The organism is Streptomyces sp. NBC_01267 (assembly GCF_036241575.1).
In the GTDB taxonomy this organism is placed as follows: domain Bacteria; phylum Actinomycetota; class Actinomycetes; order Streptomycetales; family Streptomycetaceae; genus Streptomyces.
In genome coordinates this window covers 3,523,546-3,549,621 of sequence record NZ_CP108455.1, presented here as the reverse complement: position 1 = coordinate 3,549,621, position 26,076 = coordinate 3,523,546, and the positions used below count along the sequence as shown (strand labels likewise).

25 protein-coding genes and 1 tRNA gene are annotated in these 26,076 nt (G+C 69.2%); 17 read left to right on the top strand and 9 right to left on the bottom strand.

The annotated features are described in order from the left end of the window. Positions 1–84 precede the first annotated feature (84 nt). Positions 85–846: a phosphoglyceromutase gene (locus OG709_RS16265; RefSeq protein WP_250300994.1), complete on the top strand. Its 762-nt coding sequence runs from the start codon at positions 85–87 to the stop codon at positions 844–846. 324 nt (positions 847–1,170) lie between these two features. Here the strand turns inward: OG709_RS16265 and OG709_RS16260 are convergent, their stop codons facing one another. After that, the gene (locus OG709_RS16260) at positions 1,171–2,337 is read right to left on the bottom strand and encodes a hypothetical protein (protein ID WP_266642237.1); all 1,167 of its coding nucleotides are present in this window, start codon (positions 2,335–2,337) and stop codon (positions 1,171–1,173) included. Positions 2,338–2,711: 374 nt separating this feature from the next. On the opposite strand from OG709_RS16260, the gene OG709_RS16255 reads away from it, so the two are divergent. Then, complete coding sequence (locus tag OG709_RS16255) at positions 2,712–4,073, top strand: LPXTG cell wall anchor domain-containing protein (protein WP_329166648.1); 1,362 nt, start codon at positions 2,712–2,714, stop codon at positions 4,071–4,073. Between the two features lie 104 nt (positions 4,074–4,177). On the opposite strand, the gene OG709_RS16250 is transcribed toward OG709_RS16255, so the two are convergent. After that, positions 4,178–4,327 (bottom strand): hypothetical protein, encoded by a 150-nt coding sequence (locus OG709_RS16250; RefSeq protein WP_326694562.1) that lies wholly within the window; start codon positions 4,325–4,327, stop codon positions 4,178–4,180. 99 nt (positions 4,328–4,426) lie between these two features. Beyond that, a complete protein-coding gene (gene phoU / locus OG709_RS16245) occupies positions 4,427–5,107 on the bottom strand; it encodes a phosphate signaling complex protein PhoU (RefSeq protein ID WP_250300998.1) in 681 nt (226 codons plus the stop codon). Positions 5,108–5,345: 238 nt separating this feature from the next. On the opposite strand from phoU, the gene OG709_RS16240 reads away from it, so the two are divergent. Both OG709_RS16240 and OG709_RS16235 read left to right on the top strand, forming a co-directional pair. Then, positions 5,346–6,614 carry a sensor histidine kinase gene (locus OG709_RS16240; RefSeq protein WP_250300999.1) on the top strand — a complete coding sequence of 423 codons (1,269 nt, stop codon included), beginning with the start codon at positions 5,346–5,348 and terminating at the stop codon, positions 6,612–6,614. Then, positions 6,611–7,291 carry a response regulator transcription factor gene (locus tag OG709_RS16235; protein ID WP_102918029.1) on the top strand — a complete coding sequence of 227 codons (681 nt, stop codon included), beginning with the start codon at positions 6,611–6,613 and terminating at the stop codon, positions 7,289–7,291. The genes OG709_RS16240 and OG709_RS16235 overlap by 4 nt, the downstream gene beginning before the upstream one ends. Before the next feature lie 97 nt (positions 7,292–7,388). Here OG709_RS16235 and OG709_RS16230 read toward each other — a convergent pair whose 3' ends face one another. Beyond that, complete coding sequence (locus OG709_RS16230; RefSeq protein ID WP_326694563.1) at positions 7,389–8,051, bottom strand: DUF461 domain-containing protein; 663 nt, start codon at positions 8,049–8,051, stop codon at positions 7,389–7,391. Positions 8,052–8,657: 606 nt separating this feature from the next. On the opposite strand from OG709_RS16230, the gene OG709_RS16225 reads away from it, so the two are divergent. The 9 genes from OG709_RS16225 to OG709_RS16185 all read left to right on the top strand — a co-directional run bounded on the left by OG709_RS16225 (position 8,658) and on the right by OG709_RS16185 (position 17,548). Next, positions 8,658–9,140, top strand: coding sequence for a CarD family transcriptional regulator (locus OG709_RS16225; RefSeq protein ID WP_006380568.1), 483 nt, complete (start codon positions 8,658–8,660; stop codon positions 9,138–9,140). A gap of 327 nt (positions 9,141–9,467) precedes the next feature. After that, positions 9,468–10,262, top strand: a complete 795-nt coding sequence (gene ispD / locus OG709_RS16220) for a 2-C-methyl-D-erythritol 4-phosphate cytidylyltransferase (RefSeq protein WP_374211268.1) — start codon at positions 9,468–9,470, stop codon at positions 10,260–10,262. Continuing rightward, positions 10,252–10,770, top strand: a complete 519-nt coding sequence (gene ispF / locus OG709_RS16215) for a 2-C-methyl-D-erythritol 2,4-cyclodiphosphate synthase (protein WP_250301001.1) — start codon at positions 10,252–10,254, stop codon at positions 10,768–10,770. The genes ispD and ispF overlap by 11 nt, the downstream gene beginning before the upstream one ends. Before the next feature lie 116 nt (positions 10,771–10,886). Further along, the gene (locus tag OG709_RS16210) at positions 10,887–11,291 is read left to right on the top strand and encodes a PPOX class F420-dependent oxidoreductase (protein WP_250301002.1); all 405 of its coding nucleotides are present in this window, start codon (positions 10,887–10,889) and stop codon (positions 11,289–11,291) included. Positions 11,292–11,438: 147 nt separating this feature from the next. Next, on the top strand, positions 11,439–12,836 hold the full coding sequence (cysS, locus tag OG709_RS16205; RefSeq protein ID WP_250301003.1) for a cysteine--tRNA ligase: 1,398 nt from the start codon (positions 11,439–11,441) through the stop codon (positions 12,834–12,836). A gap of 69 nt (positions 12,837–12,905) precedes the next feature. Beyond that, on the top strand, positions 12,906–13,862 hold the full coding sequence (gene rlmB, locus OG709_RS16200; RefSeq protein ID WP_250301004.1) for a 23S rRNA (guanosine(2251)-2'-O)-methyltransferase RlmB: 957 nt from the start codon (positions 12,906–12,908) through the stop codon (positions 13,860–13,862). A gap of 330 nt (positions 13,863–14,192) precedes the next feature. After that, complete coding sequence (locus tag OG709_RS16195; protein WP_250301005.1) at positions 14,193–15,182, top strand: dTDP-glucose 4,6-dehydratase; 990 nt, start codon at positions 14,193–14,195, stop codon at positions 15,180–15,182. 135 nt (positions 15,183–15,317) lie between these two features. Beyond that, the gene (locus OG709_RS16190) at positions 15,318–16,901 is read left to right on the top strand and encodes a DoxX family membrane protein (protein WP_329166641.1); all 1,584 of its coding nucleotides are present in this window, start codon (positions 15,318–15,320) and stop codon (positions 16,899–16,901) included. 275 nt (positions 16,902–17,176) lie between these two features. Next, positions 17,177–17,548 carry a pyridoxamine 5'-phosphate oxidase family protein gene (locus OG709_RS16185; protein WP_329166640.1) on the top strand — a complete coding sequence of 124 codons (372 nt, stop codon included), beginning with the start codon at positions 17,177–17,179 and terminating at the stop codon, positions 17,546–17,548. 18 nt (positions 17,549–17,566) lie between these two features. On the opposite strand, the gene OG709_RS16180 is transcribed toward OG709_RS16185, so the two are convergent. From OG709_RS16180 to OG709_RS16170, 3 genes are all read right to left on the bottom strand, one after another. Beyond that, positions 17,567–18,313 (bottom strand): nucleotidyltransferase family protein, encoded by a 747-nt coding sequence (locus tag OG709_RS16180; RefSeq protein WP_266642251.1) that lies wholly within the window; start codon positions 18,311–18,313, stop codon positions 17,567–17,569. A gap of 114 nt (positions 18,314–18,427) precedes the next feature. Then, a complete protein-coding gene (locus OG709_RS16175) occupies positions 18,428–18,841 on the bottom strand; it encodes a hypothetical protein (protein WP_266642252.1) in 414 nt (137 codons plus the stop codon). 195 nt (positions 18,842–19,036) lie between these two features. Continuing rightward, positions 19,037–20,170 (bottom strand): ABC transporter ATP-binding protein, encoded by a 1,134-nt coding sequence (locus OG709_RS16170; RefSeq protein ID WP_250301010.1) that lies wholly within the window; start codon positions 20,168–20,170, stop codon positions 19,037–19,039. A gap of 181 nt (positions 20,171–20,351) precedes the next feature. On the opposite strand from OG709_RS16170, the gene OG709_RS16165 reads away from it, so the two are divergent. Then, positions 20,352–20,425: transfer RNA gene (locus tag OG709_RS16165), tRNA-Thr, on the top strand. A gap of 487 nt (positions 20,426–20,912) precedes the next feature. Here OG709_RS16165 and OG709_RS16155 read toward each other — a convergent pair. Together OG709_RS16155 and OG709_RS16150 are read right to left on the bottom strand one after the other, a co-directional pair. Further along, the gene (locus OG709_RS16155) at positions 20,913–21,266 is read right to left on the bottom strand and encodes a hypothetical protein (protein ID WP_329166637.1); all 354 of its coding nucleotides are present in this window, start codon (positions 21,264–21,266) and stop codon (positions 20,913–20,915) included. 34 nt (positions 21,267–21,300) lie between these two features. Further along, a complete protein-coding gene (locus OG709_RS16150) occupies positions 21,301–21,948 on the bottom strand; it encodes an HD domain-containing protein (protein ID WP_329166636.1) in 648 nt (215 codons plus the stop codon). Between the two features lie 965 nt (positions 21,949–22,913). Between OG709_RS16150 and OG709_RS16145 the strand changes: the two genes are divergently transcribed. The 3 genes from OG709_RS16145 (at position 22,914) to OG709_RS16135 (ending at position 26,064) form a co-directional block, all read left to right on the top strand. Further along, a complete protein-coding gene (locus OG709_RS16145) occupies positions 22,914–24,089 on the top strand; it encodes an ice-binding family protein (protein WP_329166634.1) in 1,176 nt (391 codons plus the stop codon). A 261-nt stretch (positions 24,090–24,350) separates the two neighbouring features. Continuing rightward, entirely contained in the window at positions 24,351–24,947 is a 597-nt protein-coding gene (locus tag OG709_RS16140; RefSeq protein WP_401279710.1) for a DUF5819 family protein, read from the top strand. Next, positions 24,928–26,064 carry an HTTM domain-containing protein gene (locus tag OG709_RS16135; RefSeq protein ID WP_266642256.1) on the top strand — a complete coding sequence of 379 codons (1,137 nt, stop codon included), beginning with the start codon at positions 24,928–24,930 and terminating at the stop codon, positions 26,062–26,064. The genes OG709_RS16140 and OG709_RS16135 overlap by 20 nt, the downstream gene beginning before the upstream one ends. Positions 26,065–26,076 lie beyond the last annotated feature (12 nt).

Here is a 26,076-nt window from a genome sequence, read left to right as displayed (position 1 = left end):
AATCCTTCTGACCGGGGGGCCGCCCATCCCTCGGTTCCCCGGCCGTTCAGCTGTGCGCAAGGGCGGTGGATTAGGCTCGGGACCATGGCCGACGCACCGTACAAGCTGATCCTCCTCCGCCACGGCGAGAGTGAATGGAACGCGAAGAACCAGTTCACCGGTTGGGTGGACGTCAATCTCACCGAGAAGGGCGAGAAGGAGGCGGTCCGCGGCGGTGAGCTGCTCACGGACGCCGGCCTGCTCCCCGATGTCGTGCACACGTCGCTCCAGAAGCGCGCCATCCGCACCGCCCAGCTCTCGCTGGAGTCCGCGGACCGCCACTGGATCCCCGTGCACCGCTCCTGGCGCCTGAACGAGCGGCACTACGGCGCGCTCCAGGGCAAGGACAAGGCGCAGACGCTCGCGGAGTTCGGCGAGGAGCAGTTCATGCTGTGGCGCCGCTCGTACGACACCCCGCCGCCGCCCCTGGAGGACGGCGCGGAGTACTCGCAGAGTGACGACCCCCGTTACGCGACGATCCCGCCGGAGCTGCGCCCGCGCACCGAGTGCCTCAAGGACGTCGTCGAGCGGATGCTGCCGTACTGGTACGACGACATCGTCCCCGACCTGCTCGCCGGCCGCACGGTCCTGGTCGCCGCCCACGGCAACTCGCTGCGCGCCCTGGTGAAGCACCTCGACGGCATCTCGGACGCGGACATCGCGGGACTCAACATCCCGACCGGCATCCCGCTCGTGTACGAGCTGGACGCGGACTTCAAGCCGGTCAAGGCCGGTGGCACGTACCTCGACGCGGACGCCGCTGCGGCGGCCATCGAGGCCGTGAAGAACCAGGGCAAGAAGAAGTAACCAGCCAGCTGTAAGCCCCCCACCTGCGGGTTCTCCGTGTGGTGGGGGGCTTTTCAGCCGGGCAGGCGGGCGACGGCACCGCACAGAGCTGGCGCACCGCCGCCGCAGGGCGGCACCGCACGGGGCAGGGCCCGGACCGCGATGCGCGGTCCGGGCCCTGCTGCCGTATTGCCCTACCGGGCGCGGCCGGGAGGCGGTAGACCGATCCGCCGCCGGGGGTGGCCTCGGCCAGAGGCCCCGGAGTGGAGAGATCCGGGGCGCACACGCCAGAGGCCCCGGAGAGATCCGGGGCCTCTGGTGCTGCTCGTGGATCAGCGCAGGACGTCAGCGCAGGACGTTGAGGAAGTTGGTGGCGTCGTCGACGAAGTACACGGCGTCACAGTCCAAGTCCACCGCAAGGCCGAACAGCGCGCCCGCGCCGGGCGGGGAGCCGCTGTTGTCGAGTTGCCGGAACGCCACTTGGCGACCCCTCGGTGTGGTCTCGACGATGTTGCCGTCACCGCTGTTGACGGTCAGGATGTGGCCGTTGGGTGCGATGGCCAGGCCGAGGGGGCCGTTGAGCCGGCCGCCGCTGCTGACGACCCGGCCGGTGCCGGCGCTGGATCCCCGGGACAGTGCGCGCGGGATGACGGTGATCCGGTTCTTGACCGTGTCAGCAACGTAGAGCGAGCCGTTCTTGGCAAGGCCTACGCCTGTCGGGCCGATCACCAGGGCGGCGGGGTCGGTCTTCTGGGCGAAACCCGAGCCGATCCTGGTGGTCCTCAGCCGCTGCGGCGGCCGGTTGCCATGGCGCTTGAGGGTGATGCGCAGGACGGTGCCCCGGTCCACTTCGTTGCCGCCGCCCGCCACAGTGCCGTTGAGCACGTTGGTGACGAACAGGTCGGTACGGTCGCCGTGGCTCGCGGCGGTCATGTCCCAGGGTCCGTTGATGCCGCCTCCGGCGAGCGTCTCGCGGACCTTGCCGTGGCTGTCGAGTACCAGCAGGCAACCTGCCCGGGCGGTGGCGGATGTGCCGTCGGTGGTCGGCAGGCTGCCGACCACCACCCACCCGCCGGGCAGGATGCTCAGGGCCGTGGTGAGCCCCACGCCGCCGGGGCATCGGCCGGGCAGGCGGCGCGGATCGATCCGGGCGAACAGCTTGGCGGTGCCCCGCGGGCTGATCTGGACCAGTGTGGTGCCCGTGCCTTGCTGGTTCTGGCTGTTGTTGAAGTTGCTGACCAGCACGTTGCCTCGGTGGAGCCTCCCGGCGTCGCGCGCGACCACGGCCGTGCCGTAGGGGTTCACGTCGCCGTTCGTGGGGACCGTGGAGGCAATCTCACGCACGGTGTGCAGACGGCCGAGGAACGTCCCATCGGCCGAGGCGGCGCCTGCGGCAGCCGTGACCGAGAGGGCCACGGCGGCTGTCAACGCCGACAACCCCCGGGTCAATGGTGACAGGAAGTGAGATTTCATAAGCGTTAAGTTAAAAGTGATGGTGTGTTCGGTGCGCACGGACACGCGCTCCCCGCGGGTATATCGCTCGGACGGTGGTCCGAGCGCGCAAAGCGTGCAGCCCGCAAGCGTGCGGGGTGCTGCGCAATCAGCCGTTGCTGTCGGAGCAGAGCTGCTCACCACGGCAAGTGAATGTCGAAGAGGCGGCACTCTCGGCACCCGGAAGGCCACTCCCGTCACGCACGTCCGAGGACCTGCTGCACCGACCAGCGAAGGGCCGGCTCGACCCGGATTGGTCGCAAGACCAGGGCGAGAAGAAGTAATTCCGCCCGGAAGGGCCCCCTGCCCGTGACGCAATCACGGGCAGGGGGCTTTTGGTGCGATATGTGTCATATGTGAATAAAGAACGCAGAAAAGGGCTATTCGTCGGTCCCGTGCCGGTGGTCGCAGCCGGGACCGCGACCGCGGCGGCGCTGACCGGGCTGCTGCTCGTGTACCCGGGGGCCGAACGGGCCGGAGCCGCTGCCGCCCCTGCGGGCGACACCAGCGCCGCCCTGATCCACCTGGACATCTCCCGGGTGGCCGCACTGCATGCGTCCGCGTTCCACGGGACGTACGGCACGGCGGGATCGCCGCCCCTGAACGGCGGCGAGGACACCGGCGACTTCTCCGACCCGGACGGGGTGCTGGCCTACTACCAGGACGGCACGCACGCCGTGACCACCTCGATCACCGACGCCAAGCACTACGCGAAGGTGGACGCGGCGGGAATCGTGATCAGCCTGCACGGGCTGGATCTCATCTCCACGAACCCCAGCGGTGCGATCGGCTCGCTGAACACGTACGCGGAGTGCACCCCGCCGCCGTTCGGCCCGTACGCCCTCGCCTACGCGCACACGGACGGACAGCAGATCGCGGTACTGGGCCACCGCGTGGACGTCGGCACCACGGAGCTCCCGGTCACCGGGGCCGAGCTGAACCAGCCCGACACCCTGGGAGACAGCACGTTGCGGGTGGTCTTCACGCACCACGTCGTACCGGGCGGTGAGATCCAGACGCCGGGGGCGTACGAGGCCGAGGCATGGTTCGACGTGTCGGTGACCGGGGTGCTGCGCGACACGTCGGGGGCCGTGGTCTACGACGGGCCGATCGCGGGTGCCCGTCTGGGAGCGGTGCACGCCCGCTGCAATCCGGAGTCGCCGTCTCCGTCGCCGTCACCTTCGGCCTCGGAGAGTGAGAGTCCGTCCCCTTCGCCGTCGGAGAGTGAGAGTCCGTCTCCGTCCCCTTCGGAGAGCGAGAGTCCGTCTCCGTCCCCGTCCCCGTCCGAGAGCGAGAGTCCGTCTCCGTCCCCTTCGGAGAGTGAGAGTCCGTCTCCGTCGCCGTCCGAGAGCGGGAGTCCGTCGCCGTCTCCCTCGGCGAGCGAGAGCGAGAGCCCTGCGCCTTCGCCGTCGGAGAGTGAGAGCCCGTCCCCCTCGGGCTCGGTGCCCTCGGATGACGGCGGAGCCTACGGCGACAGTGGTGGCTCCAACGGCGGTGGTTCCAACGGCGGTTCCAGCGGCGGTGGCGACAACGGCGGCGCCTACGGCGACAGCGGTGGCGGCAGCGGCGCCAGCGGTGGCGACAACGGCGGCGCATACGGCGACAACGGCGGAACCGGCGGCGGAGACGCTGGCGCCGGCGGTGAACTGGCCGACACCGGTGACTCGTTCACGCTGATGGGTGGCGTCGCCGTCGTACTCAGCGCCCTCGGTGCGGTGCTCTTCACCCGGAGGCGCCGCTACCAGCGACGTCACTGACCGTACTGACCGTTCGCGCACGGAGAGCCCCGTCCATCAGGCCTGAACAGGCGCTGGACGGGGCTCTCCCGGTTGTACGGAACCGCCCTACGGAACGGCGCGCGTCAGCCGTGGCACCCGCCGCACTGGCACGGTGCTCCCGACTGGCAGCCGCAGCCGCAGCCCGAGCCGCAGCCGCAGGCGCCGAGAACGCGCAGGTGGTGCACTTCGACAGCGGCTTCCTGCTGGGGATCGGTGACGGGGGAATCGGCCATGGGTTCCTCCTGATCAGACATACGAGGTCGTACTGCCTCTGCCATCCCATACCCATCCCGGCGGGGCGCATCAACGGCGCATACGCGCAAGCGCGCCGTTCACGCCCCCTCGACCTGCGCCGGGGCGGACTGGAGTTCGTCCGCGTGCTCGCCCGTCACCAGGTACACCACGCGCTTGGCCACCGACACCGCGTGGTCGGCGAACCGCTCGTAGTAGCGGCCGAGGAGCGTGACGTCCACCGCCGTCTCGATGCCGTGCTTCCAGCGGTCGTCCATCAGGTGCTGGAAGAGCGTCCGGTGCAGCAGGTCCATCTCGTCGTCGTCCGTCTCCAGCTGGAGGGCCAGGTCGACGTCCATCGTGATGATGACCTCCGCCGCCTTCGCCATCAGCCGCTGCGCGAGCTGACCCATTTCCAGGATCGTGGCGTGCAGATCGTTCGGAACGGCACGTTCCGGGTAGCGGAGCCGTGTGAGCTTCGCGACATGCTGGGCCAGGTCGCCCGAGCGCTCCAGGTCGGCGCTCATCCGCAGCGAGGTGACCACGATGCGCAGATCCGTGGCGACGGGCTGTTGCCGGGCCAGCAGGGCGATGGCCCGTGCTTCGAGGTCGTGCTGGAGGTCGTCGACCTTCTGATCGGCGGCGATCACGCTCTCGGCGAGCTTGAGATCGGCGTCGAGCATCGCGGTCGTGGCCCGGCCGATCGCCGAACCGACGAGCCGGGCCATCTCGACCAGACCTTCGCCGATCGAGTCCAGTTCCTCGTGGTACGCGTCCCGCATTGGGTTTCCTCTCTTGTACGACCGACTGCAACCGACGGAAGCCGACTGGAGCCGACACTGTCCGGAGGCGTCCTGCAGCTGTCCGGCCCCCACGCTTCCACGGTGCGGGCGGCACGCGTCCGTTTCAGTCACCCCAAGTGAATCGACCCTGTCCCCTCGGTGAACTCTGGGCGACGAACGTTCGAGCGGGCACCCATTTGGCTGGGGATGTGCCGGTGGGGCCGCATAACCTTGTGGCATGGACGTGAACGCGGCGGTCGCCGCAGCAAGCGCGATCGTCGGGCTGTGCACCGGCGTGATCGGCGTGCTGGCGTTCCGCTGGAGCGAGCGCGATCAGGCCCGCCCCACCCGGACCTCCCTGCACACCGGCGACGTGCTGCCGCCCGGCGTCGACACGGTTCTCTCGGTGCTCAGCTCGTCCGCCGTGGTGCTCGACGAGAGCGACTCGGTGGTCAAGGCCAGCTCGGCGGCGTACGCCCTGGGGCTGGTCAGGGGCGGCAAGCTGGCCGTGGAGCCCATGCTCCACATGGCCCGTGACACCCGGCGCGACGGGGAGATACGACAGGTCGAACTGGACCTGCCCCGCCGGGGCACCGGCCGGGGCGAGGCCCTCGCGGTCTCCGCCCGCGTCGCACCGCTTGGCTCCCGGCTGGTACTGCTGCTCGTCGAGGACCTCACCGAGGCCCGTCGTATCGAAGCGGTCCGGCGGGACTTCGTCGCCAACGTGAGCCATGAGCTCAAGACCCCGGTCGGCGCGCTCTCGCTGCTCTCCGAAGCGGTCATGGACGCGTCCGACGACCCCGAGGCGGTCACCCGGTTCGCGGGCCGGATGCAGATCGAAGCGACCCGGCTCACCAATCTGGTTCAGGAACTCATCGACCTCTCCCGGGTGCAGAACGACGACCCGCTGGAGGACGCCGAGCCGGTCCGGGTCGATGTCCTGGTGGCCGAGGCCATCGACCGCTGCCGTCATCAGGCAGGTACCAAACACATCACCATGGCGGCAGGCGGTACCGCCGACCTGCACGTCTGGGGCAACCGGTCGCAGCTCGCCGCCGCCCTCGGCAATCTCGTCGAGAACGCGGTCAACTACTCACCGGCCCGCACCCGGGTCGGCATCGCGGCCCGCCGCGCCTCCGCCCCGGGCGGGGACTTCATCGAGATAGCCGTCACCGACCAGGGGCTCGGCATCTCCGAGAAGGACCGGGAGCGGATCTTCGAGCGCTTCTACCGCGTCGACCCGGCCCGTTCGCGGGCCACCGGCGGCACGGGCCTGGGCCTCGCCATCGTCAAACACGTGGCCGCCTCGCACGGCGGGGAGGTCACGGTGTGGAGCTCGGAGGGCCAGGGCTCCACGTTCACCCTGCGGCTGCCGGAAGCCGGTGCCACGCGCAACGGCCGCAGCCGCAAGGATTCAGGGCCGGACGTCGTCGACGTGGACGACGACCAGCCGTACGCGACCTTCCTTTCCGCTGATCCCATTCCTGCCCCGGAGGTCCTTCCGTGACCCGAGTGCTTGTCGTCGAGGATGAGGAATCCTTCAGCGACGCCCTGTCCTACATGCTCCGCAAGGAAGGTTTCGAGGTCGCCATCGCGGCCACGGGACCCGACGGCCTCGACGAGTTCGAGCGCAACGGCGCCGACCTCGTCCTGCTCGACCTGATGCTGCCGGGGCTGCCCGGTACGGAGGTCTGCCGCCAGCTGCGCGGGCGTTCCAACGTCCCGGTGATCATGGTGACGGCGAAGGACAGTGAGATCGACAAGGTGGTCGGCCTGGAAATAGGAGCCGACGACTACGTCACCAAGCCGTTCTCCTCGCGGGAGCTGGTCGCGCGCATCCGCGCGGTCCTGCGCCGCCGCGGCGAGCCGGAGGAGGTTTCCCCGGCGGCCCTGGAGGCCGGCCCGGTCCGGATGGACGTGGACCGCCATGTCGTCACGGTCTCCGGCGCCAAGGTCGACCTGCCGCTGAAGGAGTTCGACCTGCTGGAGATGCTGCTCAGGAACGCGGGCCGGGTGCTGACCCGGATGCAGCTGATCGACCGGGTCTGGGGCGCGGACTACGTCGGCGACACCAAGACCCTGGACGTCCACGTGAAGCGGCTGCGCGCCAAGATCGAGCCGGACCCGGGTGCGCCCAGGTATCTGGTGACGGTCCGGGGCCTGGGCTACAAGTTCGAGCCGTAGACCGACCCGTACGCCCGTATGCCGTACGGCTGCATACGGAGGTGCCCCCGCCGGACCGTTCCGGCGGGGGCACCTCCGTATGCGTACGTGGACCGGGTCAGCCGATCGTCGCGGTGGCCGAGTCGGAGGGGGTCGCCTTGTTCGGCGGCACCGAGTTCGAGGGGATGGTCCCGTTCGGGGTGCCCTTGCCGGACGGGGTGCCGGTCGGGTTCGACGGCGTGCTGGGCGTGGCGGGCGCCGTGGGCAGGCTGCTCGGACCGAAGCCGGTGAAGTAGCTGGTCGCCGGGACGACGTACGCCGTCAGCGGGACCTTGCCGGTCTCGCTGAACTGGAAGACCAGGTTCTGGGTGCTGCCGTCCGCGGCTGCCTTGCGGCCGTCGGCGAGCACGGCGGCGGCGTGGTTCTTGCCGCCGATGAGAACCGAGCCGTGCGCGGGCACGACGACCTGGCCCGAACCCTTGGCGGGGGTGATCTTCACCAGGGAAGTGGAGCCCGCGATCGAGATGTCGTCGAGGGTCTGGTTCGTGCTGCCGTTGTTGAAGAGCGTCGCGGAGATGACGGCGGGACCCTCGACGTCGGCCTTCGGCTGGGTGATCACCGTCGCGTTCTGGACCTTGATGACGCCGACGGAGGTGGCGGCGTTGTCCGGCTTGACCTCGATCGTCGCGGCGTCGTTGCCCGCGGCGCAGGCGGACAGGGAGGCGATCGAGACCACGATGGCAGAAGCGGCGAGGACGCCGCGTCGAAGGCTGCAGCTCACGGCGGCGGCTTCTCCTAGGACGTTCGGACAGAGGCGGGGGCGGGAGGGTGTAAAGCCTCCCTAAGGGTGTGTCAGCGCGCTCAGGTTACCGAGCCGTTGTCGCGGGCTCGCACCCGACCCGCCCCAGGCGGGGTACCGGTACCCCGCGGTTGCCCGATCGTGCGGCTTCGTACGGTGTTCACATATCGCGGGTGATCAATTCTCCGGGGCGCCACGTATTCCTTACGGAAAACCCTCTTGCGGCGCGCGGTGATCTCCTTCGTGATCTGCTTCGTGATCTCCTCCGTGATCTCGGTAGTGATCAATTCCGGATTGCGTCCGTACGGGTGATCGGCAACCGAACAGACGTAGCGAAGTTCACTGTTTGGAATCTGGCAAATCGGGACGTTAGCCCCCTGTGAGGGAGGTTCGGAACCCTGTAGGTTGTGCGTTTCTGTTCGCCCGCAGAGCGGCTCCGACCTGCGAATACCGTCTTCCGGAAGCCGTCCGCAGCACGTTCCTGTTGCTGTTGTCAAGCCCCGAGATATGCCCTGACCTGCGAAAACGTCATTCAGAAGAAGCCGTTCTCGTGTTACCCTGGATAGCCACGGAAGGGGTACCTGTCACATGACGTTCAAGGTTGGCGACACCGTGGTCTATCCCCATCACGGGGCCGCGCTGATCGAGGCTATCGAAACTCGCCAGATCAAAGGCGTGGACAAGACCTACTTGGTGCTCAAGGTCGCCCAGGGCGACTTGACTGTTCGTGTGCCGGCGGACAATGCGGAGTTCGTAGGCGTACGCGACGTGGTTGGTCAGGAAGGGCTGGACCGGGTCTTCGAGGTGCTTCGCGCACCGTACGCCGAAGAGCCCACGAACTGGTCCCGCCGTTACAAGGCAAATCTTGAGAAACTCGCCTCCGGCGATGTCATCAAGGTCGCCGAAGTCGTGCGCGACCTGTGGCGTCGTGAGCGTGAGCGCGGACTTTCCGCAGGTGAGAAGCGGATGCTCGCCAAGGCCCGCCAGATCCTGGTGAGCGAGCTCGCTCTTGCGGAGAACACGAACGAAGACAAGGCCGAGGCTCTGCTCGACGAGGTCCTCGCGTCCTGACGCATGACGCATCGAAATGCCGTGGTGCCCGTTGACGACATGGAATGACCTTCCGTGTGTCGTCGGGTGCTGCGGCATGTTGTTTTCTGTGGATCAACGCTTCTTGAGCAGTACTCCCTGAGCAGTGCCGCCTGAGCGCTGCCTGGTGTGCCGGGCCCGGGATGCCGACTCGACCAGTCGTCACGGAAGGGGCCGGTCAGGGCGTCGCGCCCGGCACGCTTGTGGCCATACCCATGTCGGCTGAGGACACAAACCCTGAACGCGCAACCGATGTCAGACGAAGCCGGGGACGAATCGCGCGGCGATTTCCCGGGCGATTTTCCGAGCGTGCCGCCGAGCGTCCCGCCCAACCTCTCCCCGAGCGTCCGGTCGGGCGCTCCGAGTACCTCCCCGAGCGGATCCGGCCACCTCACCGCCGCGGTAATTCCCGCCGCCGGCCGCGGTGTACGGCTGGGCCCCGGCGCCCCCAAGGCGCTGCGCGCCCTCCACGGGACTCCCATGCTGGTCCACGCCGTCCGGGCGATGGCCGGATCGCGTGCCGTCACGCTGGTCGTCGTGGTGGCCCCGCCGGACGGCGCCCCCGAGGTCGAGAAGCTGCTCGGCGAACACGGCTGCCCGCCCGGTACGGAGGTCGTCGTCGTACCCGGCGGTGATACCCGCCAGGAGTCGGTCCGGCTGGGGATCTCCGTACTGCCCGCGACCGTCTCCACCGTCCTGGTCCACGACGCGGCCCGGCCGCTCGTCCCGGTGGACACGGTGGACGCGGTGATCGAAGCCGTACGGGACGGGGCGCCCGCGGTCGTTCCCGCCCTGCCGCTCGCCGACACCGTCAAGCAGGTCGACCCGCGGCCCGACGGCGCGCCCGAGCCGGTCGTCGCCACCCCGGAGCGGGCCAGGCTCCGCGCCGTACAGACACCGCAGGGCTTCGACCGTGCGCTGCTCGCCCGCGCGCACGCCACGGTCACGCACGACGTCACCGACGACGCGAGCATGGTCGAACAGCTCGGGGTGCAGGTCGTGGTGGTCCCCGGGCACGAAGAGGCGTTCAAGGTGACCAGGCCGCTGGACCTGGTCCTGGCCGAGGCGGTTCTCGCCCGTAGGAGGGCCAACGATGGCTACTGAGCAGTCCGCCGTTCCGACGCTGCCGCTGGTCGGTATCGGCACCGACATCCACGCCTTCGAGGAGGGCCGTGAGCTGTGGTGTGCCGGTCTCCGCTGGGAGGGGGAGGGCTCCGGCCTCGCCGGGCACTCCGACGCCGATGTCGTCGCGCACGCCGCCTGCAACGCGCTGTTCTCCGCCGCGGGCCTCGGTGACCTCGGGGCCCACTTCGGCACCGGCCGCCCCGAGTGGTCCGGTGCCTCCGGGCTGACGCTGCTCACCGAGGCCGCCAGGATCGTCCGCGCCGAGGGCTTCGCCATCGGCAACGTGGCCGTCCAGGTCATCGGTCTCCGGCCGAAGATCGGCAAGCGCAGGGAAGAGGCGCAGAAGGTCCTCTCCGGGGCCGTCGGCGCGCCCGTCTCGGTCTCCGCCGCCACCAGCGACGGACTCGGGTTCACCGGCCGGGGCGAGGGGCTCGCCGCCGTGGCGACCGCGCTCGTCGTCCGTACGGAACGGCCCCAGGCCGGGTAGGCGGTAGGCGCAACGGTGTCCCGGGCGGGGTAGGCAACCGTCCGGGTCGGGTAGGCAACCGTCCCGCCCGGGGTAGGCATGGGTCACACCCCGCTCACCCCCGGGAGGCCAGCCCCGTGTCTGCCGTACTCAGTGACGAGCTCAAGAAGCTCCTCGACGGTCCCGTATTCGTCAGCATCGCCACCATCCAGCCCGACGGCAGCCCGCAGGTGTCACCGGTCTGGGTGAAACGGGACGGGAACGACGTCCTGATCTCGACGACCGTGGACCGCCGCAAGGAGAAGAACCTGCGCCGCGACCCGCGGGTGACGGTGCTGGTGCAGCCCGCCGACAACCCGTACGCGTACGCCGAGATCCGCGGCACCGCGACGCTCACCACCGAGGGCAGCCAGGAGCTGATCGACGAGCTGTCGCAGAAGTACCAGGGCAAGTCGTACGCGGAGTTCAACCCGGACTCCGCCCACGACGGCCCGCGGGTGGTCGTCCGGATCACCCCGCGCAAGGTCGTGGGCCGGATCTGAGCGCTGCCGCCCGGTCGGCGTTCACCCGGCAGCCACCGGGCCGGACGGCCCGCCCGGGGCTGCTCCGCAGCACTGTTGCGTCACACTTCGGTGCCCCGTGGCCGAAAGGGTCGCGGGGCACTGGTATGGGCCCACTACCCTGGTGGGGTGACTATTCGTCTGTACGACACCAGCGCCCGGCAGATCCGTGACTTCGTCCCGCTCACAGCGGGCTGTGTCTCGATCTACCTCTGCGGCGCCACGGTGCAGGCGGCCCCGCACATCGGGCACATCAGGTCCGGGCTGAATTTCGACATCATGCGCCGCTGGTTCAGCTACCGCGGGTACGACGTCACGTTCATCCGGAACGTCACGGACATCGACGACAAGATCATCAAGAAGTCGGCGGAGCAGAACCGCCCCTGGTGGTCGATCGGCTACGAGAACGAGCGGGCCTTCAACACCGGCTACGACGTCCTCGGCTGCCTCCCGGCCACGTACGAGCCGCGGGCCACCGGGCACATGACCGAGATGATCGAGATGATGCGCGGTCTCATCGAGCGCGGCCACGCCTACGCGGTGGACGGCAACGTCTACTTCGACGTGCGCTCGTACGACGGCTATCTCCAGCTCTCCAACCAGGACCTGGACGAGCTGCGCCAGCCGTCCGGCGAGGGTGAGCTCGGCAAGCGCGACCCGCGGGACTTCGCGCTGTGGAAGGCGGTCAAGCCCGGTGAGCCCTCCTGGGAGACCCCGTGGGGGCGCGGCCGTCCCGGCTGGCACCTGGAGTGCTCGGCGATGGCCCACAAGTACCTGGGCCCGGCCTTCGACATCCACGGCGGCGGGCTCGACCTGATCTTCCCGCACCACGAGAACGAGATCGCGCAGTCCAAGGCGTTCGGCGACGACTTCGCCGCGTACTGGCTGCACAACGCCTGGGTCACCCTGAGCGGCGAGAAGATGTCCAAGTCGCTGGGCAACTCGGTGCTGGTCTCCGAGATGGTCAAGCAGTGGCGCCCGATCGTGCTCCGCTACTACCTGGGCACCCCGCACTACCGGTCGATGATCGAGTACAGCGACGAGGCGCTGCGGGAGGCCGAGTCGGCCTTCGCCCGCATCGAGGGCTTCGTCCAGCGGGTCGTCGAGAAGGCCGGGCCGGTCCCCCCGGCCGCCGAGGTGCCGCCCGCGTTCGCCGAGGCGATGGACGACGACATGGGCGTCCCGCAGGCGCTCGCGATCGTCCACACCACGGTCCGGCAGGGCAACTCCGCACTGGCCGCCGACGACAAGGAAGCGGCCGTCGCCAGGCTGGCGGAGGTCCGGGCGATGCTCGGCGTCCTCGGTCTCGACCCGCTCGACGAGCACTGGGCGGGCGAGAGCGACCGCGGGGAGGACCTGCACGGGGCCGTCGACACCCTCGTACGGCTGGTGCTCGAACAGCGCGAGGGCGCCAGGGCGCGCAAGGACTGGGCCACCGCGGACGCGATCCGCGACCAGCTCCAGCAGTCCGGCCTGGTCATCGAGGACGGCCAGAACGGACCGCGCTGGACCCTCGGCCCGCGGTGAGCGCCCGGCCGCCATTGGCGGCACACTTTCCTATACGTACGTACTGAGCAGCAAAGAAACAGGTAGGTCATGGCCGGGAACAGCCAGCGCAGGAACCGCCGCACGTCCAACAAGAAGGGCGCGCAGGTCGGCAGCGGGGGCCAGCGACGCCGCGGCCTGGAGGGCAAGGGCCCGACGCCGCCCGCCTCCGAACGCAAGGGACACAAGAAGAACCGGATCGCGGGCGCCCAGGCCCGGCAGGCCGCGGCCCGCCGTCCGGCGCCCCGCCGCGGCGGCGTCAAGGGCACGTCCGAGATGGTCGTCGGCCGCAACCCGGTCTACGAGGCGCTGCGCGACGGCGTCCCGGCGGTCACCCTGTACGTGCAGCAGTACATCGACAACGACGAGCGGGTCCGCGAGGCGCTCCAGCTGGCCGGCCAGCGCGGCAACATCAACCTGATGGAGGCCCCGCGCCCCGAGCTGGACCGGATGACGAACGGCCTGAACCACCAGGGTCTCGTCCTCCAGGTCCCGCCGTACGAGTACGCGCACCCGGAGGACCTCACGGGCGCCGCGTACGACGCCAACGAGGACCCGCTGATCGTCGCGCTCGACGGGGTCACCGACCCGCGGAACCTGGGCGCGATCGTCCGTTCCGTCTCCGCGTTCGGCGGTCACGGCGTGGTCGTCCCCGAGCGCCGTGCGGCCGGGATGACGGCGGGTGCCTGGAAGTCGTCGGCGGGCACCGCGGCCCGTACGCCGGTCTCCCGGGTGACCAACCTGACGCGGGCGCTGGAGGGCTACCAGAAGGCGGGCATCACGGTCGTCGGCCTCGCCGCGGACGGTGAGCACGAGGTCCAGGACCTGGAGGCGCTGGGCGGCCCGGTCGTCATCGTCATCGGCAGCGAGGGCAAGGGCCTCGGTCGGCTCGTCGGCGAGACCTGCGACTACCGGGTGCGCATTCCGATGCCGGGTGGCGCGGAGTCGCTGAACGCGGGCGTCGCGGCGGGCATTGTGCTGTACGAGGCCGCGCGTCGCCGGGCCTGACAGTAAAGCTTTCTCTTTTCCTCTGCCGGGCGGTCCCGTATATACGGCCCGTCCGGCAGTGCGTTGTGCGGTCACTGCCGGTGCGGTGTGCCAACTCGGTCTGATACAGGCCAAGTTGGCGCGTCGCATCGGCAGTCTGCTTTACGCGGCATTCATGAGACTTCGGTGAACTGAAAATGAGCCGCGACTGTGGTGCGGCTGAGTTGTTCATTAAAGATCGATTAAACAGAAAGTCATGTTACGGTCGCCTGCTTGCGGGAGAAAATTGCTTCTCCTGACCGTCGTCGCGGGAGATCCCATGAATTCGTTCGCGCTCGCCCCCTTTCCTGCATGAGCACCACAACTCCCGCCAGGATCCTCGTCACCGGCGGCGCCGGGTTCATAGGTTCGGCGTACGTCCGCATGCTGCTCGGCCCGGACGGCCCGCCCGGCGTCACCGTCACGGTCCTCGACAAGCTCACGTACGCGGGCACCCTGACCAACCTGGCGTCCGTACTCGCCGACCCCCGCTTCCGTTTCGTGCGCGGCGACATCTGCGACCCCGCGCTCGTCGGCCGGCTCACCGCCGAGCACGACCAGACCGTGCACTTCGCCGCCGAGTCCCCGGCGGACCGGCCGGCCGAGGACAGCGGGGTGTTCGTGCGGACGAACACCCTCGGCACCCGGACCCTTCTCGATGCCGCCGTGCACCACGGCACCCGCAGGTTCGTCCATGTCTCCACCGGCGAGGTGTACGGACCGATCGCCGAAGGCTCCTGGACCGAGGACCGGCCGCTCGCGCCCGACTCGCCCTGGTCCGTGTCCAAGGCGTCGTCCGACCTGCTCGCGCTGGAGTACCACCGCGAACTCGGCCTCGACGTACGGATCACGCGGAGCGCGGGCACCTACGGGCCGCACCAGTTCCCCGACAAGGTCATCCCGTTCCGGGTCACCCGGCTCATCGACGGACACCGCGTACCGCCGCCCCGGGACGGCGCGGAGGTCCGCGGCTGGGTCCACGTCGAGGACCACTGCCGGGGCATCGAACTCGCCCGCACCGGGGGGCGTCCCGGCCGTACGTACAACATCGGCGGCGGCACCGAACTCTCCGCCAGGGAACTCACCGGTCTGCTCCTCGAAGCGTGCGGCGCGGGCTGGGAGCGCGTGCGGGGCGCGGGGGAGCGCGAGGGGCGTGGCGGGAGCGGGCCGCGGTACGCCGTCGACTGGCGCCGGGCCCGCGACGAACTCGGCTACCGGCCGCGCCACGGCCTCGCCGACGGACTGGCCCGCACCGTCGCCTGGTACCGCGCCCGCCGTGACTGGTGGGAGCCGCTCACCTGACCGCTCCCCGACCGTTCACCCGGCCGCTCACCTGCCCGCTCCGGTGCTCCTTCCCCTACGGATACGGAGTGTTGACGGGTCGCGGACAGATCCGGCGCGTCAAGGCAGTGTCCTAAGCCTGCGTCACTCGGTTAGATGAGCGTGGACACCAGAACACCCGGGTTCGACAACCTGCCCGCGCTGAGCATGGTCAAGGTGCCGTGCGATCCCGCACAGGTCGTCGTCAACCACGCCAGCTTCCGGGTGCAGCTCGCACCGAACTCGATCCGCAGGCCCGCCGGTTCGGGCCTGACGGATACGGCAAGGATGCCCGCGGGCGCACGCGCGCGGCGCAGGGCGCCCGTCGTGTGGAGTGGGAAGTCCGCCCCGGACGACACCGGCGCCATCAGACTCCTGCAGGCCGTACGGAACTCCGGCGTCCAGGAGGTCGGTTACGCCTCCGGCCAGGACGCCGGAGCCACCCAGGTCATCCCGCGCATCTCGGTCGACGACCCGGGCACCGCGGGCACGGCGCTGCTGCCCCGGATGCGGGAGGCCGTCGGCGCGTACGACGAGCCGGAGCGGTACCGGCGCGAGGAGTTCGACGGGCCGCACGAGTACGGCGATCACCACGCGTACGGCGAGTTCGACGAGTTCGACGACGACGGCCAGGACGGCACCCGCCGCCACGGCTCCGACAACGTCCGGCACGCCTACTACCCCGGCCGCCGGATGAACCTCGGCGTGGTGCTGCTGCCGCTCCGGGTGTTCCTCGGGCTCATCTCGATGTACGCCGGAATGGGCAAGCTCTGCGACCCCGTCTACTTCGACGGCGGCGAGCGCGGCTCGATGGTCAAGTGGCTGCACTCGCTGCACCCTTGGGCCCTCGCCGAACCCCTCCGCGACTTCGCGCTCTCGCATCCGGTGGGCGCCGGGCTCACCATCGCGTTCCTCCAGGTCGTCGTCGGAGTGCTCACCGTCCTGGGGCTCTGGCAGCGCGTCGCCGCCGTGTTCGGGGCGCTGCTCTCGATCGCGCTCCTGGTGACGGTCACGTGGCGGACCGTACCGGCGTACGACGCACCGGACATCATCTACCTCGCCGCCTGGTCCCCGCTGATCATCGCCGGAGCGCCGGTCTACTCGGTCGACGGCCGCCTCGCGGGCGAGGCCTGGCGCAAGCTCGGACCGCGCTCCGAACTGACCGAACTGCGGCGGCGGGTGCTGCGGCGCGGCACCGTCGTGGCCACCGTGGTCGTGGGGCTGACGCTGCTCATCGGCTCGCTCCTCGGCGGCGCCGTCCGCTCCGCGCAGGTCGTGACCGTACCGGGCCCGAACACCGATCCCACCAACCGGCTGCCCGGACAGGTGCTGCCGCAGGAGCCCGGCTCGTCCGGCAGCCCGGCGCAGCAGCGCACGTCGAGGCACCCGTCGCCGTCCGCGAGCGGTGCGGCGAGCCCCTCGGGGAAGTCCTCGGAGCCCGGCACGGTACGGGAGAGCGCGACCGCGGGCACCGTCGGCGGGCAGCCCAGCCAGACGCAGGGCACCGCGCAACTGCCGCCGTCGCAGCGGCAGCAACAGCAGCAGCAGGCTCCGCCGCCTCCGGCGACGACCAGCGCGGGCCCGTCGGCCACGGCCGGGACGAGCGGCGGCGGCAGCGGCGGCACGGCGTCCGGCGGCGGGTCCGGGGGCACCTCGGGCGGCGGCAGCAACAAGAACCCGATCGGCGGCCTTCTCGGCTGACGGCCGTACCGGGGGTACCGCGGGACGGATCCGGCCGCCTGGTCCGGTGGGCGTAGGACGCAGGCCCGAGGCGGCCGGGACGCCGGACCGAGGCGCTCCGGCGGGGACGCGGGTGAGATGGGGGAATGAGCGATTCCTCGTCCCTTCCCGAGTCTCATCCCGAGCCCCTTCCCGAGCCCCTTCCCGAGCCCCGTCCCGAGTCCCGTCCCGAGCCCCGTCCCGAGTCCCCACCCAAGTCCCTCACCGATTCCCTTACCGATTCCCTCGATGGAGCGGTGCGTGACCGCCTGTACCGGGAGAAGCACGTCTGGCTGTGCACCGTGCGTCCGGACGGGTCCACCCATGTGACGCCGGTCTGGTTCGTCTTCCTGAAGGACAGCTGGTGGATCGGTGCGGACGGAGCGTCGGTCAAGGTCCGCAACATCGAGGCGTTCCCGCGGGTGTCCCTGGCGCTGGAGGACGGTCGGCTTCCCGTCGTGGCCGAGGGGGAGGCGGTGGTGCACCGCGGCCGGTTCCCGGAGCGGATCCTGGATGCCTTCGCCGCGAAGTACGCCTGGGACGCCTCCACCCCGTACCGGCCGGACGGGGAGCGGGTACTGCTCGAAGTCCCGGTCCGGCGCTGGCTGTTGGCCGGTACGTCTCAGTGACCGCCGGGCCGGGTCCGGTCAGGACCGGCCGAGTTCCCTGGCTGCCTCGGTGAGGTCCTTGGCGGTGTCGATGGCCCGCCAGTACGCCCCGTGCGGCAGCGGATACCCGGCCAGCCTGCGCTCGCGGGCGAGGCGCGGGAAGGTGGTCCGCTCGTGGTCGCCGCGGTCCGGCAGCAGCGCCCTGAAGGCCGCGGAGAAGACGTACACCCCGGCGTTGATGAGATACGGCGAGGGTGGCGCCTCGATGAAGTCGAGGACCTGCCCGAACTCGTTCGTCTCGACGGCGCCCCACGGGATGCGGGGGCGGGCGAGGGCCAGGGTGGCGGTGGCGTCGCGTTCGGCGTGGAAGGCGGCCATCTCGCGCAGCGAGAAGCGCGTCCAGATGTCACCGTTCGTCGCGTACCAGGGGCGGTCGGGGTGCGGGAGATGCCCTGCGGCGTACTTGAGACCGCCGCCGCGGCCCAGCGGTTCGGACTCGACGACCGTCGTGACCCGGAGGGGCAGGGTGCTGGACTCCAGCCATTCCTGGAGCACTTCGGCGAGATGGCCGCAGGAGATGACCGCGTCGGTCACGCCCTCGGCGGCCAGCCAGGCCAGTTGATGGCCGATGATCGGCGTCCCGGTGCCCGGGATCTCGACCATCGGCTTGGGGCGGTCGTCGGTGTACGGGCGCAGCCGGGAACCCTGGCCGCCCGCCAGGATCACGGCCTGGGTGGGCAGTGCGGACGCAGGCGCATGCGCATGCGGTTCAGCGGTCGTCGTCATGAGGCGCACCCTAAGGGACACCCTTGAGGCCGGCCTGCACACCGGGGCGGCCCCGGCGCCGGTGGCGCGCGGCGGCCCCTCCCTCACGTCCCTCACGGGCCGGTGCCGGACGGGTCAGCGCTGGTGGGCCACCCCGGAGGCGAAGGACGTGTCGCAGACCGGGCGCGAGTACGCCTGGGCGCGCGCCGGCCCGTAGTGCTCGACCGCGGCGCGGCCCAGCGAGCGGGCGATCGACATGCAGTGGCTCGCCAGCGAGGGGCGGTTCTCGACCTCGCGCTGGAGGTGGGTGAGCGCGACGCCGGGGTTCTTCTCCTGGAGTTCGGTGAGGAGCTGGTCGCGCAGAATGTCCTGCGGGGTACGGGTCTTGGCGCGTACCGACACTTCCTTGGAGGAAGCGGTCAGCATCTGCGAGTCGTTGGAGGTGCCTGCCCACGGGACGCGGGTGACCGCGAGCGTCCCGGAGAGAACCAGGACGACGGGCAGGACGAGTGCGAGAGTTCGGCCGATTCGGCGGGCTGTGTGGGTCACGCAGCGAGCGTAGCGTTCGGTGATGATGTGGAGACATTCAGTCACTCGTGTGGGGGATGGTTCGAGTCTGCTTTTCGAATCGGGCGTTGACCCGCCTCCGGTGAAATGCCCGTTCCGGTGCGGTATTTGTCGACAACGCACTGCGGCCCCGCACCTCCGGGAAGGGAGGTGCGGGGCCGCAGTGAGGCGGGAGCGTCAGTCGCTGAGGCGCTCGCCGGTGGAGGTCGAGAAGACGTGGATCTCGCCGGTGCGCGGGACGACGTTGAGCTTGCTGCCCTTGTCCGGGACCTTGCGGCCGTTGACACGGACGACGAGCTCCTTGGTCACACCGTTCACCTCGGCGGAGCCGTAGACGTAGGCGTCGGCGCCGAGCTCCTCGACGACGTTGACCGCGACGGCCAGGCCGGCCGGGGCGTCGGCGCTCTCCTTGGTGAGGGTCTTCGAGACCTCGCCGTGCTCGACGACCTCGAAGTGCTCGGGGCGGACACCGACGGTGACCGTGGTGTCACCCTTGTCGGCCGCGGCGGCGAGCGCCTCGCGGGAGACGGGGACGACGCTGTTGCCGAACTTCACGCCACCGTCGGCGATCGGGACCTCGACCAGGTTCATGGCCGGGGAGCCGATGAATCCGGCGACGAAGAGGTTGTTGGGGCGGTCGTACATGTTGCGCGGCGAGTCGATCTGCTGGAGCAGGCCGTCCTTCAGCACGACGACGCGGTCACCCATGGTCATGGCCTCGACCTGGTCGTGGGTGACGTACACGGTGGTGATGCCGAGGCGGCGCTGGAGCGACGCGATCTGCGTACGGGTGGAGACACGGAGCTTGGCGTCGAGGTTCGACAGCGGCTCGTCCATGAGGAAGACCTGCGGCTCACGCACGATGGCGCGGCCCATCGCGACACGCTGACGCTGACCACCGGAGAGCGCCTTCGGCTTGCGGTCCAGGTACTCGGTGAGGTCGAGGATCTTCGCGGCCTCTTCGACCTTGGCGCGGATCTCGGTCTTGTTGATGCCGGCGATCTTGAGCGCGAAGCCCATGTTGTCGGCGACCGTCATGTGCGGGTACAGCGCGTAGTTCTGGAACACCATCGCGATGTCCCGGTCCTTCGGCGGCAGGTGCGTGACGTCGCGGTCACCGATGCGGATCGCGCCGCCGTTGACGTCCTCAAGACCCGCGAGCATGCGCAGGGAGGTCGACTTGCCGCAACCGGAAGGACCGACGAGGACGAGGAACTCGCCGTCCGCGACATCGATCTCCAGCGCGTCCACGGCGGGCTTGGTGGAGCCGGGGTATATCCGGGTCGCCTTGTCGAACGTGACTGTTGCCATGAGCGTGTGCTCCTTCACCGGCAGGAACGTGCCGGACGATCCGAGTAAAGGTGAGTGGTGTAGTCCACATAGGTGAACTGAAACGAGACGCTACCTGGCCGTTTGCGGTCTGTCAGTAGTTCTGGGCCGGGGAAATTTTCGACTTGGTCACGTCCGCGGTGCGGTTAGAATGCTGCGACGCGCCTCCTTAGCTCAGCTGGCCAGAGCAACGCACTTGTAATGCGTAGGTCATCGGTTCGAATCCGATAGGGGGCTCGAGGAAACCCCAGGTCACACAGCCCGTGACCTGGGGTTTTTCATGTTCTGGGCGCGACGATCCGCACGACCGTGATGCCGTGGAAGCCGGAACGGGGGGTTGGCGATGCTCCGGCGCATGACCATGTCGAGCAGGCGCTGCGGTGTGGGCAGCCGTGCCACGACCTCGTGGTCGCTGATGCTTCCCCGGGCGAACCCCTTACCGAGTGTTCCTGGGCCATTCCATCCCAGTGCCTCTTCGACGGCTCGAACCGATCGATGCTCCATGGGCTGTTCCCTTCCTTGCGTCACGCTGGAGGTGAGAGGCGGAGGGTGTCTGATCTCCCACTTCGTGCTCCTTCCTCTACCAATCTCCCGCCGGTGCGGCGGGAAGCCTGTGGTGTGCGGAGGTGCTGGTACTGCGGGTGAGGGCGCCCCGCCCCGTCGCTGGGGGTGCGCGCACAGGGCGGGGCTGAAGGGCGTCTCGTAGTAGAGCGCCGGGAGCGCATCAGCGACGGCGCAGGAACCCGCCTCCCGCCCGGTGCTTGCCTCCCGGGCGGCCGACGTACGGCTCCGTTTCGCGGGGAGCACCGGATGGTGCCGACTGAGTCGGCTCATCGTGGAGAAGGATGGATTGCCAGACCTGCTCCTGCAATTCCCGGATACAGGGGCCGCAGGCGTACATGGCGGCCTGGGCGCCGGCCACGCTCACCGGGCCGATCCACAGGACGCGGGTCCATTTCTGGCCGCAGTAGAGCCAGCAGTATCCGTCGACCCACCGGTTGCCGTCATCGGTGTCTGCCGCAGCCGGCAGGCCGCCGCGGGCGAATTCGGCGATGCCAGGGATCACCAAGGGGGTCACGGCAAGTTCTCTATGCACAGCTCCGCCCCCGAGGTCACTCGCCCTGGGCTGCCACCTCGGCCTGCCCTTTCTCATGGACGTCGGCGAAGAGGAGAGTGGATTCGGCGAGGATGTCGCGGCCGGATTCGCTCTTGTAGATCTCGTCGACGCTGCCGAACCGGGCTTCCGTATAGTCGAGTTCGAGCAGAGCAGCTGCCTGCCGGACAGATGCTTCGTCGGGCCCTTCGATCTCTACGAACGTGGGGAGATCCGGCCAGGTGTCGAATTCGAAGGCGACTTCGCCGTCGGGGGTCGTCGTCATGTCGCAGTAGACAAGGGCGTCCACCAGGCGCTGATCGTCGAGCAGCGGAAACTCCGCCTCCAGCACGTCTCGCAATCCGCGCTCCTCGGCCTCCGGCAAGGCCAGCGAGTGGTTCGCCACCAATCGGACCAGCCGGTCATCCGCAGCATGGGTGTCACGTAGAAACCGGGCGCCATCCAGCGGATGAAACCCGGTCCGGGCCAGCCGCGGAGCGTACCCAACATCATGCAGGACGGCGGCGGAGGTCAGCAGTTCCGCATCGTCTCCCAGAACCCCGGCCACTTCGGCAGCGCGACGGGCAACCCCTTGCGAGTGCGCCCACCGACGAGGAAGCGCGTCGCACAGCTCCGCCTCGGCCGCAGCGCGTGCCCACTTCTCCATTGCTCCTCTGCTCATGGCCTGGTACTTGCCCAGGCATAGCCGGGCACAGTCCCATCCAGGCGAGGGGAAAGCCAGTGCTTTCCCGCACTGGGCGCCTTGCTGATGGCCTCCCTTGCCGCGCCCATGAACCGTTCCCCGCTGAGTTCCCGTGCTTCCTTGTTGCGCATGAGTAAATCCCCCATTGGGAACGCCCAGCTCGCAGCCGCGGAGATGCGCTAAATATTCGCGGTCAGTGCTTCCCGTGCCTCTCCAGAGACCTGTCGAGATCGCTCCATGCTCTCCATCACCGCCCGCAACAGGGGTGGCCATACGGCTCCTACCTGCGCCCGCTGATGGGTCGAGCGCGGGACAATCCGCCGTAGCCGAGTTGCTTGCCGGAACGCCGAGTAGGGGCGCCGCACGTTCGCCGAGCAGATACCCGGCCTGACCGAAGTCACGACCAGCGGACCGAGCGACTGCGCTCGCCCCTGGTCGCGATCGGTCTCGCCCTCGCAGGCCCGGCCGGCACCCCCGGGCATCGTCGGCGCGCCGGTCAGCCGCCGCGCAGTCTTGCGGCTGATCTCCGACAGGGGAACGCGTGACGCATTATTTCATATTCGATTTCCGATATTGGGGTACGCGCTTCCGAAGAAACAATTCTGCATCAAGAAGGGACGATTCTGCATCGTCTAGGGTCGCCTGGAAGGTCTGAAGCTTGGAGTTATCTGATTCCTGTAGCTCCTCGCGATACCTGAAGAGGTCTCGACTCGCCCCAATCTTTAGAATTCCGCGACCCATTCAATGTGTAATATGCGGGCGACATACGACGGCTTCCGGGGAGCCCGGAAAGGCTCGGAAGTCGCCGCCTCTCAAACAGAAATCGGTTTCTGATGAAGCTCAGATCTACTGAGGCTGCACAACGGCGCACTGTTTCGGCCTGACTCACGGGAACATTCACGGCGGTTGTTGCCGCCGGGATGGTGGCTGTGGCGCCGGCCCAGGCGTTCGCCACCGCCACTCCCGTGCCGCTGGGTACGGCGGACAGCTTCGCCGTGCTGGCAGGTCAATCGATCACCAACACCGGCCCTTCCGTGATCACTGGGGATATCGGGGTCAGCCCTGGAACGGCCATCAGCGGATTCCCGCCGGGAATCGTGAACGGGGCCCAGCACTCGGCGGACGCCGTCGCGCTCCAGGCCAAGTCCGACCTGGTCGCGGCGTTCAACAACGCAGCGGGCCAGGCAACGGACGCCGCGCTTCCGCCGGACGCCGGAGGGCTGACGCTGGTACCCGGCGTCTACACCGCCTCCTCGACCCTGGGCCTCACCGGGACGCTCACCCTCGACGCTCAGGGCGACCCCAACGCGGTCTGGGTCTTCCAGGTCGGCTCGGGGCTGACGACGGCGTCCGCCAGCCGCGTCGCACTCATCAACGGCGCGCAACCGTGCAACGTGTTCTGGGAGATCGGCAGTTCGGCCACGCTCGGCACCAACTCGACCTTCGTGGGCAACATCCTGGCCCTGACCTCGATCGGAGCCACCACCGGCGCCAGCATCGACGGCCGGGCGCTGGCACGTAACGGCTCGGTCACCCTGGACACCAACCGCATCACGCGGCCCGCCTGCTCCACCGGAACCACGGGCGGGACGACGACCGGAACCACGGGCGGGACGACGACCGGTACCACGGGCGGGACGACGACCGGTACCACGACGGGCGGCACTACTACTGGCACCACGGGTGGAGTGCTGGGCGGCGTGCTGGGCGGAGTTCTGACCGGCGGTACGACGGGCGGCACTTCCACGGGTGGAGTGCTGGGTGGCGTGCTGGGCGGAGTTCTGACCGGCGGCACCATCGGCGGAACCTCGGGGGCCGGGAGCACCACCGGGAACATCGCAGGCAACACCTCAGGGAACGTCGCCGGCAACACCACGGGTGGCGGAAACGGCGGCAACACCACGGGCGGCGGACACGGCGGCAAGCCCGGCCACGACCACGGCGGCTACGGCGACGACCACGACCACGATCACGGCGGCTACGGCGACGACCACGGCCACGATCACGGCGGCTACGGCGACGACCACGGCGGCTACGGCGACAAGCCTGAGCAGCACGGCGGCTACGGCGACAAGCCCGAGCAGCACGGCTCCTACGAAGGCTAGTTGGCAGCGGCGGCTCGCGTGCTGCCAACTGAACGGCGCGTGGTGGGGCATCATCTCCTCCTGGCCCCGCCACGCGCTTCCACGAGACGCACGACAAGAAGAACAGGGCGAGCAGTGCTGGGCGGAATCGAATCAGAGCATGGGCAAATGCGAGGGCAGACCTCCTGCCCGGGGCTGGTCATAGACCACACGCACGGAGAAGAGGAAGAGCAAGGCGAAATCCACAGGCCGCGCAGAGCTCAACGGGTGGTGCGGGGAACGTTGAACACCGCTGTGGTCCTCTGTCTCGTCACGGCCCTGATGCATGTCGTCATGGTGTTTCTGCACGTGGCGCCCTCGAACGTCGTCTCACAGCGCTTTAGCCGACAGGTGAACGCCTGGATCTACCCCCTCTTCGAACAGAACTGGCGGCTGTTCGCCCCGGACCCGGACTCCGTCAACCGGACGATCTCCGCGCGGACCGCACACACGGCCCGGGACGGGGCGGTCCAGGTCAGTCCCTGGGTCGATCTGTCCGCCATGGACGAGTCTGCCGTCAAGCACAACGTCTTTCCGAGCCACACCTCGCAGAACCTGCTGCGCCGTTCCTGGACGTCCTACGACGAACTGCACGGAGGAGACGACCGCTCGCACTCGCCTCGGGCCGAGATGATGCGGCAGTACCTGCGCAACATCGCCGCCGACCGGATGACCGACCGGGACGGCAAAGCGTTCGAGTTCATCCAGCTCCGGGTGGTCACCCAGCCCATTGCCGCTTCAGGCACTGCGGGCAGTGACCGCCGTGCCACGTCCGCGAATGCCGAAACACGGCGTCTGCCCTGGTGGAAGGTGGCCTCCGATGTCTCCGACGGGAAATGACATGATCCGGCCCTCGGCAGCCCAGGACGGGGCGACCGGCCGACGGCTGCTCGGACGGCTGACCGATCCCGCACACGGGGCGTGGGAGCTCCTGACCGGACGCCCTCTCTCGCTCTACGCGGTGTCGGTGCTTCGAGTCGGATACGGCCTGCTCTACCTCGTCTTCCTGCTGCGCGAGTTCCCGCACCGCGACGAGATCTGGGGCCCCGATTCACCGTGGACGCCCACGCTCGCGCGGCAGCTCTTCGCCCAGACCGGCTGGGCCAGTGTGCTCACCCTGTCGGACAGCCGCGCCTACTTCGAGATCTGTTACGCGGCGGCACTCGTTATCTGCGCCTTGTTCATGCTGGGCTGGCGGACCCGTGCCGTGTCCGTGCTCTTCGCTGCCGTCGTCACATCGTTCCACGCGAGGGCGATCTTCATGACGGACGGAGGCGACAACCTCGTCCTCCTGATGGCGCTCTACCTCGTCTTCACCGCATGCGGACGCCGCTGGTCCCTGGATGCCAGACGGGCCCGGCGCAGGCCCGCCAGGAGGGAGCCCGGCCGATGGCGGTCCGACGTCGCACTACAACTACTCCAGGCACGACATACCTTGGTCACGGCCGTGCACAACTGTGGTCTCCTCGTGATCGGGGTCCAGGTCTGCTTCCTCTACGGCGCGGCCGGTCTTTACAAGGCACAGGGCGGAACCTGGGGTGCCGGAACCGCGCTGCACTATGTGCTGAACCTCGGGCTCTTCCAGCCGTGGCCTGCGCTCTCCCACTGGGTAGACGGTCAGCAGGCCACCATCGCGGTGGCCGGCTACCTGACCGTGCTTCTCCAAGTCGCCTTCCCCTTCGTCCTCTTCGGCAAGCTGAAGTACCCGGTTCTGACCATGCTGCTTGGCATGCACATCGGTATCGCAGTACTCATGGGGCTGCCGCTGTTCTCCGGCGCGATGATCATCGCAGACGCTGTATTCCTGCCGGATCGCTTCTACGTCGCGGTGCCGAACCTGTGCCGACGGGTCTCGCGGCGGCAGAGTGCGCCGCGCACCGTGCCAGGCACGGAGGCAGGCGAAGGAGTGGTGCCCAAGCAGGCCGGCCTTGGATCCCTCGTACGAGGCCGCCCCTGAAGGCCATGCCGT